Source organism: Alcanivorax sp. HI0044 (assembly GCF_001634945.1).
Map to the genome: position 1 here is coordinate 1 of NZ_LWEZ01000867.1, position 11,265 is coordinate 11,265.

Below are 11,265 nucleotides of genomic sequence, written 5' to 3' on the forward strand. Positions count from 1 at the left end.
CTGCCAACTGACCACTATCCACTGTCAACTGCCCCTTCCCCCTTGAATCCCCACCAATAGTTCCCATATCTTTGCCCGCTTTCCTGATAAAAGCCCGGATAGGGATGTGGAGTGATGAATGAGTGACCAGGAAAAAGACCAGAACAATGCCGAGCCGCAGGTAGAAACGGTGGAAGAGCAACAGGCTGCCGCCGCCGCTGAAGCCGAGAGCGAGCAGGCAGAACCTACCGTTGAAGAGAAGCTGGCTGAGGCAGATGCCGAGCTGGCCAGGGTTAAGAAGGCGCTGGCTGAGGCGGATATCCGTGCCCAGGCGGAAGTGCAGAACGTGCGCAAGCGTGCCGAGCGGGATGTGCAGCATGCCCGCAAATTCGCCCTGGAGAAGTTCGCCGGTGATCTGTTGAGCGTGGCGGACAACCTGGAGCGCGGTCTGGCGGCGCTGGATGCCGAGGACGAGGCGCTGAAAGGGGCCCGTGAGGGCATCGAGCTGACCCTCAAGTCCCTGCTGGATGCGTTTGCCCGTTACAACCTGGAGCAGATCAGCCCTGCGGACGAGCCGTTCAACCCGGAATTGCATGAGGCCATGACCATGGTGCCGGTCCCCAATGTGGACCCCAATACCGTGATCGAGGTGCTGGAGAAGGGCTATCAGCTCAACGGCCGCCTGATTCGCCCGGCGCGAGTGGTGGTCAGTAAAGCCCCCTGATTGGGTGTGGGAAAAAGCGATTCGGCCCCTTGAAACGGCGAGCATGACCGCCATATAGGAGCCAGACGAATTAACAATTCAACTGCCTGGGGCGCCGACAGGGTCCCGGCTGGTGTGAAGGAGATAGAACGACTATGGGTAAGATTATCGGTATCGACCTGGGTACGACCAACAGCTGTGTGGCCGTGCTGGAAGGTGACAAGACCAAGGTTATTGAAAACGCAGAAGGCGCGCGCACTACGCCGTCCATCATCGCCTACACCGACGACAAGGAAACCCTGGTCGGTCAGTCTGCCAAGCGTCAGGCGGTGACCAACCCGGAAAACACCCTGTACGCGGTGAAGCGTCTGATCGGCCGCCGTTTCGACGACAAGGTGGTTCAGAAGGACATCAAGATGGTGCCCTACAAGATCACCAAGGCTGACAACGGTGATGCCTGGGTGGAAGTGAAAGGCGAGCAGATGGCGCCGCCGCAGATCTCTGCGCAAGTGCTGAAGAAAATGAAGAAGACCGCGGAAGATTACCTGGGTGAATCTGTCACCGAGGCTGTTATCACCGTGCCGGCTTACTTCAACGATTCCCAGCGTCAGGCCACCAAAGATGCCGGTCGCATCGCCGGTCTGGACGTGAAGCGTATTATCAACGAGCCCACCGCGGCGGCCCTGGCCTATGGCCTGGACAAGAAAGGCGGCGATCGCACCATCGCGGTCTACGACCTGGGTGGCGGTACTTTCGATATTTCCATCATCGAAATCGCCGAAGTGGATGGCGAGCACCAGTTTGAAGTGCTGGCCACCAACGGCGACACCTTCCTGGGTGGTGAGGATTTTGACCTGGCGCTGATCAACTTCCTGGCGGATCAGTTCAAGGCGGACTCCGGCATCGATCTGGGCGGTGATCCGCTGGCCATGCAGCGCCTGAAAGAAGCGGCCGAGAAAGCCAAGATTGAGCTGTCCTCTGCCGAGCAGACCGAAGTGAACCTGCCGTACATCACTGCAGACAGCACCGGTCCCAAGCACCTGGTGGTGAAAGTGACCCGCGCCAAGCTGGAATCCCTGGTGGGTGACCTGGTGAGCCGTTCACTGGAGCCGTGCAAAACCGCACTGGCTGATGCGGGCGTAAAGACGGCCGATATCACCGACGTGATTCTGGTGGGCGGTCAGACCCGTATGCCGATGGTGCAGAAGAGCGTTACCGAGTTCTTCGGCAAAGAGCCGCGCAAGGACGTGAACCCGGATGAAGCGGTTGCCATGGGTGCAGCGATTCAGGGTGCGGTACTGAGCGGTGACGTGACCGACGTGCTGTTGCTGGACGTGACCCCGCTGACCCTGGGTATTGAAACCATGGGCGGCGTGATGACGCCGCTGATCGAGAAGAACACCACTATCCCGACCAATGCGTCGCAGGTGTTCTCCACTGCGGACGATAACCAGACTGCCGTGACGGTACATGTGCTGCAGGGCGAGCGTAAGCAGGCGGCGCAGAACAAGTCGCTGGGTCAGTTCAACCTGGAAGACATTCCGCCGGCACCGCGCGGCATGCCGCAGATCGAAGTGACCTTCGACATCGACGCCAACGGTATTCTGCACGTGGGCGCGAAAGACAAGGCCACCGGCAAAGAGCAGACCATCCAGATCAAGGCCTCTTCCGGTCTGTCCGATGAAGAGATCGATCAAATGGTGGCGGATGCCGAAGCGCACGCGGACGAAGACAAGAAGTTCGAAGAGCTGGTGCAAACCCGCAACCAGGCGGATCACCTGGTGCATGCGACTCGCAAGACTCTCGAGGAAGCCGGCGACAAGGCTACCGACGAAGAGAAAGAGTCCATCACCAAGGCCGTGGATGAGTTGGAAGAAGCCGCCAAAGGTAGCGACAAGGACGACATCGAAGCCAAGATCAAGGCGTTGTCCGAAGTGTCCGCACCGCTGGCCGAGAAGATGTACGCCGAACAGGCCCAGCAGGCTGAAGGTGCTGCCGGCGCCGAAGGCGGCCAGCAGCAGGCAGGCGATGACGTGGTCGATGCCGAGTTCGAAGAAGTCGACGACGACAAGAAGAAGTAAGTAACGCCTGACGCCCGACGCCGGATGCTGAACGCAGTTGCCTTTCAAGGTTGTGCGTTTGGCCTCCGGCGTTCGGCGTCTGGCTAAGCCAAAGGCTTATCTATGTCTAAACGTGATTATTACGAAGTGCTGGGTGCGGCAAAGGATGCCAGCGCGCAGGATTTGAAGAAGGCTTATCGTCGCCTGGCGATGAAATACCATCCGGACCGTAACCCGGATGACGAAGAGGCCTTGGCCAAATTCAAGGAAGCGAAAGAAGCCTACGAAGTGCTGGCCGATGAGCAGAAGCGCGCGGCCTATGACCAGTTCGGCCATGCCGGCGTTAACGGTCAGGGTGGCGCCGGTGCTGGCGGCGGCTTCGGCGGCGGAGGCTTTGGTGACATCTTCGGCGATATTTTCGGCGACATCTTCGGTGGTGGTGGCGGTGGACGCCGTGGCCCTGCCCGTGGTGCAGACCTGCGCTATACGCTGGAGCTGACCCTGGAACAGGCGGTGCGCGGCTGCGATGAAAAAATCCGTATCCCCACCTGGGATAGCTGTGATGTCTGTCATGGCTCTGGCGCGAAAGAAGGCAGTCAGCCGGTAACGTGTACCACCTGTGGTGGCGTCGGCCAGGTACGGATGCAGCAGGGTTTCTTTACCGTGCAGCAGGCGTGTCCCACCTGTAAGGGTGAAGGCAAGATCATCAAGGATCCCTGTGGCAACTGCGGTGGCCAGGGCCGGGTGCAGAACACCAAGACCCTGTCGGTGAAAATTCCGGCGGGCGTGGATACCGGCGACCGCATTCGTCTGGCGGGTGAAGGTGAAGCCGGCATGCACGGCGCGCCGTCCGGTGACTTGTATGTGCAGGTCGCCGTGCGTGAGCACGACATCTTCCAGCGCGATGGTGACAACCTGTTCTGCGAAGTGCCGATCAGTTTTGTCGATGCCTCGCTCGGTGGTGAGCTGGATGTGCCCACCCTGAACGGCAAGGTGAAGCTGAAAGTGCCGGCGGAAACCCAGAGCGGAAAAGTCTTCCGCCTGCGTGGCAAGGGTGTGGCGCCGGTTCGTGGCGGTGCACCGGGTGACCTGCTTTGCAAGGTGGTCATCGAGACGCCGGTGAAGCTGTCCGGCGAGCAGAAAGAGTTGTTGCGCAAATTCCAGGAGTCCCTGGAAAGTGGCGGTAATCGTCACAACCCGCGCAAGAGCAGCTGGTTCGAGGGTGTTAAGCGGTTCTTCGATACCAAGTAAGCGTTTCTGCTCCGATAGGAAAAAGCCCGGCATGATTCTCATGTCGGGCTTTTTTGTGGTTGTGTGCCGCGCATGGCGGCTCTCAGTCAATAGTATGGAATTTGATCAGGTTCATTGCCGCTGTGAACAGCCTTGCGATATTGTGCATAAAAACAACAATAATCAGAGGCAATTATGAATTCACGGCGACTGGCGTGTGTGCTGGGGGCGTTGTTGTGCTGTGCACCCGTCTTTGCGGTGTGCGCACCGGTGGATCAGGCCCATGAGCGCGTCCGCGCTACCTTTTCCCAGAAGGCGCCGCTGGTGCCGAACCTGCCGGTATTGAATGCCGACTGGCAGCCTGCGCCTTTCGATCCGGCCCCTTATACCTTCACGGTGGAAGAAATCCGCGCTAACTGGGATCAGTTTATGCGTGGCTTGCGCTTGCCGTACCCCTCTGCCGACTACCTGCAAGCTCGCTATCAGCGCTTCCCGGATCTGTATCGGGATCTGCGCTATCAGGATGACGACTGGGAGCAGCATAGCCGCAATGTGCTGGAGGCCTGGCAGGCCTTCTTCCGTGGCGATTTCCGTCAGGCCCGGGATCTTGGGCATCGCTATGGAGGGTACGCCCGGGTGCCGGCGGTGGTGGCGCAGATTGTGTATGCCACCTATCTGGCGCCCACTCATGAGCAGAAGCAGCAGCTGTTGCAGGAGGCCATCAATGACATGGCCTGGTTCGGCGAGAAGATGGTGGTGTTGCCTGGCGACAAGGCGCTCACGGCGGATTACTGCATGATGCGGCTGGGGTTTGGCTATGCGGTGGCGCGGCTGGCAGAAGATGAGTCCGTGCCGGCCACCTTGCAACGCAATTACGCCGCCATGGTGATCAATGCGGCCACGGAAATGTTGGCGGTGGCGCCGGATCACCCGTTGGCGTTGTCATTGAGTGCGGCGTTTGAAGCCAATGTGCTGCGCCGGGTGGGCAAAACGGCGGGCAAGCTGACGCTGGCGGCGGACAGCAAGGATGCCATTCAGCCGTTCGAGGCTGCGCTCAGGCAAGAAAAGGATCTGGCGATTGTTCGCTATGAGTACGCTAACAGTCTGCTTTATACCTATCAGGAAGAGGCGCTGGAGCCGGCGTTGACCCAGTTGCAGGTGGCGGCGCAGTTGCCCGCCGGCTTTTCCATGGAGTGGCTCGACCGCGCCTATGCCCGCAAGCGGCTCAAGGAGGTGTTGGCCTGGCGCGATAGCGGCATAAGCTTCAAGCGCTTCGACCGAAAGCGGCGCAAGTACATGCTCAAGGAAAACGCCAATCTCTACGCGGTGACCCTGTCGCCCTTTCTGGTAGAATAAGCCGCTTGATGCCGGACGCCAGAGGCTTGGCGCTTTTGCCCGTTCCCGTTTGGGGCGGGTGGGGCGTGAGGCCTCTGGCGTTCGCCGTCCCGCTTTTAATCAAGGAGACACCATGAAAGTAGGTATTATCGGCGCCGCCGGTCGCATGGGCCGTATTCTGATCGAGGCGACGCTGGCCAACCCGGATACAACGCTGGCGGCGGCGGTGGATGTGCCCGGCTCCAGCCTGATTGGTGCGGATGCCGGTGAGCTGGTGGGCCAGGGCAGTAGTGGTGTGTTGCTGGCGGATGACTTGAGCAAGGTGGTGAACGATGCGGATGTGTTCATCGACTTCACCGTGCCGGAAGCCACGGTTAAAAACCTTGAGATCTGCCGGGCGGCGGGGACCAAACTGGTGATCGGCACTACCGGGCTGGATGACACCCAGACAGCGGCGCTGCGCGCTGCCAGCGACGATATCGCCATCTGTTTTGCGCCGAATTATTCTATCGGGGTGAATCTGTGCTTCAAGCTGCTGGAAACTGCGGCCCGGATCATGGGCGATGAAGTGGATATCGAAGTGATTGAAGCCCACCACCGGCACAAAATCGATGCGCCGTCAGGCACGGCGTTGCGCATGGGTGAAGTGGTCGCCCAGACCCTGGGCCGAGATCTGAGCGAGTGTGCCGTGTATGGCCGTGAAGGCCGCACCGGCGAGCGCGAGCGCCACACCATCGGCTTCGAGACCATTCGTGCCGGCGACATTGTTGGTGACCACACAGTGATGTTCGCGGCGGAAGGTGAGCGGGTGGAAATTACCCACAAGGCCTCCAGCCGTATGTCGTTCGGCCGTGGTGCGGTGCGGGCAGCCGCCTGGCTTGGCGGCCATGACAAGGGCCTGTTCGACATGCAGGACGTGCTCGGCTTGGCCGGGGAAAGCGCCGGTTGGGGCAAGGCCTAGCCGCCTGCCAGGCCCGCCACTGGTCTATCAGCGGGATTGCCGCGTGACAGCGGGGCCACAAAGCCCTAAAATAGCGCGCAGCCCGTGATGGGCGTGCGGGGCGCCGAATGAAGAATTCAGAAAAAAGCGAGGTGGAGGAATCCATCTCGCTTTTTTGCGAGCGCACCCGCCGCAGATCTCCCTATTCCCTATCAGCCTGGAGGTTGCGTTGACGGTTCCCGCCATTCTCGCTCTTGAAGACGGAAGCATCTTTCGGGGTGTTGCAATCGGTGCCACGGGTGAAACCGTGGGTGAGGTGGTGTTTAACACCGCCATGACTGGCTATCAGGAGATCCTGACGGATCCTTCCTATGCCAAGCAGATTGTAACCCTTACCTATCCGCATATTGGTAACACTGGCGTCACTGCCGAGGACGAAGAGTCCTCCCGAATCTGGGCCTCGGGCCTGGTGATTCGTGATCTGGCCATGACAGTGAGCAACTGGCGTAGTGAGCAAACTCTTCCGGACTACCTGCGTGAGCGCAACATTGTTGCCATCGCCGATATCGACACTCGCCGCCTGACGCGCATTCTGCGTGACAAGGGTGCCCAGAATGGTTGCATTCTGGCCGGCGACAATGTGGATGAAGCACAGGCGCTGGCGGCGGCCAAGGGGTTCCCCGGCCTGAAAGGCATGGACCTGGCGAAGGAAGTGAGTGTTGCCGAGTCCTACAGCTGGACCGAGTCCACCTGGGATCTTGAGAAAGGTCACACCGAGCAGGGCGAGACCCGCTTCCATGTGGTGGCCTACGACTACGGCGTCAAGCGCAACATCCTGCGCATGCTGGCCGAGCGCGGCTGCAAGCTCACCGTGGTGCCGGCCCAGACGCCCGCGTCCGAGGTGTTGGCCATGAAGCCGGACGGTGTCTTCCTGTCCAACGGCCCCGGTGACCCGGAGCCTTGCGACTATGCCATTGCCGCGATCCAGGAGATCGTTGCCACCGGTCTGCCGGTGTTCGGTATCTGCCTGGGCCATCAATTGCTGGCGCTGGCCAGTGGCGCCAAGTCCATGAAAATGGCCACGGGCCACCACGGCGCCAACCACCCGGTGAAAACCCTGGCGGATGACACGGTGATGATTACCAGCCAGAACCACGGCTTTGCGGTGGATATCGATACCTTGCCGGACAACCTGAAAGTGACCCATGTGTCACTGTTTGACGGCACCTTGCAGGGCATCGAGCGCACCGATGTGCCGGCCTTCAGCTTCCAGGGGCACCCGGAAGCGAGCCCGGGGCCGCGTGACTGCGCGCCGCTGTTCGATCATTTCATCGAGCTGATGGAAGCTAAGTAAAAGCGTCTGACGTCCGACGTCTGACGTCCGACGCAAAGACAATCGCAACATACGTCTGACGGTTAGCGAACTATGCCTAAAAGAACTGACATCAAAAGCATCCTCATTATTGGCGCTGGCCCGATTGTGATCGGCCAGGCCTGTGAGTTTGACTACTCCGGTGCCCAGGCGTGTAAGGCGCTGCGGGAAGAGGGTTTCCGGGTGATTCTGGTGAACTCCAACCCGGCCACCATCATGACCGACCCGGCCATGGCGGATGCCACCTACATCGAGCCGATTACCTGGCAGACCGTGGCCAAGATCATCGAGAAGGAGCGCCCGGACGCGCTGCTGCCCACCATGGGTGGTCAGACCGCACTGAACTGTGCCCTGGACCTGGACCACAATGGGGTGCTGAAAGAGTTCGGCGTGGAAATGATTGGCGCCACCGAAGATGCCATCGACAAGGCGGAAGATCGCTCCCGCTTCGACAAGGCCATGAAAGCCATCGGCCTGGAATGTCCGCGTTCTGCCATTGCCCATAACATGGAAGAGGCCAACGCGGCCCTGCAAGACCTGGGTTTTCCCTGCATTATCCGCCCCAGTTTCACCATGGGTGGCTCCGGCGGTGGTGTGGCGTATAACCGGGAAGAATTCGAGGAAATCTGCCAGCGTGGTCTGGACCTGTCGCCCACCAACGAGCTGTTGATCGACGAGTCCCTGCTGGGCTGGAAAGAGTACGAGATGGAAGTGGTCCGCGACAAAAAGGACAACTGCATCATCGTGTGCTCCATCGAGAACTTTGACCCCATGGGTGTGCACACCGGTGACTCCATCACCGTGGCGCCGGCGCAGACGCTCACCGATAAAGAGCTGCAGATCATGCGCGACGCCTCTCTGGCGGTGCTGCGTGAGATCGGTGTGGAAACCGGTGGTTCCAACGTGCAGTTCGGCATCAATCCGGACAACGGGCGCATGGTGGTGATCGAAATGAACCCGCGGGTGAGTCGATCTTCCGCGCTGGCCTCCAAGGCCACCGGCTTCCCGATCGCCAAGGTGGCCGCCAAGCTGGCGGTGGGTTACACCCTGGATGAGCTGCAGAACGAGATCACCGGCGGCAAGACCCCGGCGTCCTTCGAGCCGTCCATCGATTACGTGGTTACCAAGATCCCGCGCTTCAACTTCGAGAAGTTTGCCGAAGCGGATGCGGTGCTGACCACCCAGATGAAGTCCGTGGGTGAAGTGATGGCCATCGGCCGTAACTTCCAGGAATCGGTACAGAAAGCGCTGCGCGGACTGGAAACCGAATCCATCGGTTTTGACCCTCATGTGGATCCGGCTGACCCAGACGCCCGTGAGCAAGTGGCGCAATTGCTGTCCACGCCGGGCCCGGAGCGTATCTGGATTGTTGGCGACGCGTTCCGCGTCGGCATGACCGTGGATGACGTATTCAATATCACCAAGATTGATCGCTGGTACTTGGTGCAAATCGAAGACCTGATTCGTGCCGAGCAGCAATTGGCCGACAGCACCTTCAGTAGCCTGACTCGCGACAGCCTGTATGCGCTCAAGCGCAAGGGCTTTTCCGATGCCCGCCTGGCACAGCTGCTGGGCGTGAAGGAAGCGGACGTGCGCGGCAAGCGTGAAGAGCTGGGTGTGCTGCCGATCTACAAGCGGGTGGATACCTGCGCGGCGGAATTCGCCACGGATACGGCCTACATGTACTCCAGCTACGATGAAGAGTGTGAGGCCAACCCCACCGACCGTGACAAGATCATGGTCATCGGTGGTGGCCCCAACCGGATTGGCCAGGGCATCGAGTTCGATTACTGCTGTGTGCACGCGGCGTTTGCCATGAAGGACGACGGTTACGAGGCCATCATGGTCAACTGTAACCCGGAAACCGTGTCCACCGATTACGATACTTCCGATCGCCTGTACTTCGAGCCGGTGACGTTGGAAGACGTGCTGGCCATCGTGGCGAAAGAAAAGCCCAAGGGTGTGATCGTCCAGTACGGCGGGCAGACCCCGTTGAAGCTGGCCCGTGCCCTGCAGGCTGCCGGCGTGCCGATTATTGGCACCCCGCCGGATGCCATCGATGAAGCGGAAGATCGCGAACGCTTCCAGCAGATGGTCAACAAGCTTGGTCTGAAGCAGCCGCCCAACCGCACCGCCCGTTCCCTGGAAGACGGTGTGCGTCTGGCGGAAGAAATCGGTTATCCGCTGGTGGTGCGCCCCTCCTATGTATTGGGTGGCCGTGCCATGGAAATCGTGTACAGCGAAGCGGAGCTGCGTAACTACATGATGAACGCGGTGTCCGTGTCCAACGATTCGCCGGTGCTGCTGGATCGCTTCCTGGATGATGCCATCGAAGTGGATGTGGATGCGGTCTGCGACGGTACCGATGTGGTTATCGGTGGCATCATGCAGCACATTGAACAGGCCGGCGTGCACTCCGGTGACTCCGCCTGTTCGCTGCCGCCGTACTCGCTGGATGAGGATGTGCAGGATGTGATGCGCCAGCAGGCTGCCGATATGGCGCTGGAGCTGGGTGTGGTCGGTTTGATGAACGTGCAGTTCGCCGTGAAAAGCGGTGAGGTGTATGTGCTGGAAGTGAATCCGCGTGCCTCGCGGACGGTGCCGTATGTGTCCAAGTGCATTGGTGTGTCCCTGGCGAAAGTGGCCGCCCGTTGTATGGCCGGCACCAGCCTCAAGGAACAAGGCTTCACCAAAGAGGTCAAACCGCAGCACTATTTCGTGAAAGAAGCGGTGTTCCCGTTTGCCAAGTTCCCGAAAGTCGATCCGATCCTGGGCCCGGAAATGAAATCCACCGGGGAAGTCATGGGTGTGGGAGCGACCTTCGCGGAAGCCTTTGGCAAGGCATCCCTGGGTGCAGGCGAAAAGCTGCCGGAATCGGGTACGGCCTTTATTTCCGTGCGTGAAGTCGACAAGCCTGCGTCTGTTGAAGTGGCTCGGATGTTGATTGAGCGGGGCTTCAGCCTGGTTGCCACCAAAGGCACCGCCAAGGTGCTGGGTGAGGCTGGTCTTGAAGTGAAGGTGGTGAACAAGGTGCTGGAAGGGCGTCCGCATATTGTGGACATGATCAAGAACGACCAGATTGCCCTGATCGTGAATACCACTGAAGGCAAGCAGGCGACCCGTGATTCGTTCGCGATTCGTCGCTCGGCGCTGCAACACAAAGTGTTCTACACCACGACCATCGCGGCCGCCCATGCGGTGTGTCAGGCGCTGGGGATCAGTGGTGAACCCACTGTTCGTCGCTTGCAGGACCTGCACGCAGAAATGAAATAAATCGTCGTCGGGAGCGCTCGGAGCAGGGTGCTCCGGGCGGTTCCGTTAGCAGCGCCTTTTATTTTGCGCCTGTTAAAAGATACGAGGATAACTATGCAACGTGTACCGATGACCGCCAAGGGTGCCAAAGCCCTGCGCGAGGAACTGGAAAAACTGAAAAAAGAAGATCGCCCGCGGATTTCTGCTGCGATTGCAGAAGCCCGTGAGCACGGCGACTTGAAAGAAAATGCCGAGTATCACGCTGCCCGCGAACAGCAGGGGTTTTGTGAAGGCCGCATTGGCGATATTGAAGGCAAGCTTTCCAATGCGCAGATCATCGATATTCAGACTATCGAAAATACCGGCAAGGTGATTTTTGGTGTGACCGTGACCA

The 11,265-nt window shown here is 59.7% G+C and carries 8 protein-coding genes; all 8 read left to right on the forward strand.

All coding sequences use genetic code 11. From position 1 onward, the window contains the following. Positions 1–118: 118 nt before the first annotated feature. A complete protein-coding gene (gene grpE, locus A3730_RS10180; protein WP_063520966.1) occupies positions 119–703 on the forward strand; it encodes a nucleotide exchange factor GrpE in 585 nt (194 codons plus the stop codon). 134 nt (positions 704–837) lie between these two features. Continuing rightward, on the forward strand, positions 838–2,763 hold the full coding sequence (dnaK, locus tag A3730_RS10185; RefSeq protein ID WP_063521406.1) for a molecular chaperone DnaK: 1,926 nt from the start codon (positions 838–840) through the stop codon (positions 2,761–2,763). 102 nt (positions 2,764–2,865) lie between these two features. Beyond that, positions 2,866–3,993 carry a molecular chaperone DnaJ gene (gene dnaJ / locus A3730_RS10190; protein WP_063521194.1) on the forward strand — a complete coding sequence of 376 codons (1,128 nt, stop codon included), beginning with the start codon at positions 2,866–2,868 and terminating at the stop codon, positions 3,991–3,993. Between the two features lie 174 nt (positions 3,994–4,167). Continuing rightward, on the forward strand, positions 4,168–5,328 hold the full coding sequence (locus tag A3730_RS10195; protein WP_063519822.1) for a hypothetical protein: 1,161 nt from the start codon (positions 4,168–4,170) through the stop codon (positions 5,326–5,328). Between the two features lie 112 nt (positions 5,329–5,440). Continuing rightward, a complete protein-coding gene (gene dapB, locus A3730_RS10200; RefSeq protein WP_063519823.1) occupies positions 5,441–6,268 on the forward strand; it encodes a 4-hydroxy-tetrahydrodipicolinate reductase in 828 nt (275 codons plus the stop codon). Between the two features lie 208 nt (positions 6,269–6,476). Continuing rightward, entirely contained in the window at positions 6,477–7,601 is a 1,125-nt protein-coding gene (gene carA / locus A3730_RS10205) for a glutamine-hydrolyzing carbamoyl-phosphate synthase small subunit (RefSeq protein ID WP_063519824.1), read from the forward strand. A 72-nt stretch (positions 7,602–7,673) separates the two neighbouring features. Beyond that, positions 7,674–10,892 (forward strand): carbamoyl-phosphate synthase large subunit, encoded by a 3,219-nt coding sequence (gene carB / locus A3730_RS10210; RefSeq protein WP_063519825.1) that lies wholly within the window; start codon positions 7,674–7,676, stop codon positions 10,890–10,892. A gap of 93 nt (positions 10,893–10,985) precedes the next feature. Next, the coding region (gene greA, locus A3730_RS10215) for a transcription elongation factor GreA (RefSeq protein WP_197477420.1) at positions 10,986–11,265 on the forward strand (280 nt) is incomplete at its 3' end.

Excerpts from the sequence above, each read along its gene's own strand:
- grpE (WP_063520966.1), top strand. The coding sequence starts at position 119 with ATGAGTGACCAGGAAAAAGACCAGAACAATGCCGAGCCGCAGGTAGAA.
- dnaK (WP_063521406.1), top strand. The coding sequence starts at position 838 with ATGGGTAAGATTATCGGTATCGACCTGGGTACGACCAACAGCTGTGTG.
- dnaJ (WP_063521194.1), top strand. The coding sequence starts at position 2,866 with ATGTCTAAACGTGATTATTACGAAGTGCTGGGTGCGGCAAAGGATGCC.
- A3730_RS10195 (WP_063519822.1), top strand. The coding sequence starts at position 4,168 with ATGAATTCACGGCGACTGGCGTGTGTGCTGGGGGCGTTGTTGTGCTGT.
- dapB (WP_063519823.1), top strand. The coding sequence starts at position 5,441 with ATGAAAGTAGGTATTATCGGCGCCGCCGGTCGCATGGGCCGTATTCTG.
- carB (WP_063519825.1), top strand. The coding sequence starts at position 7,674 with ATGCCTAAAAGAACTGACATCAAAAGCATCCTCATTATTGGCGCTGGC.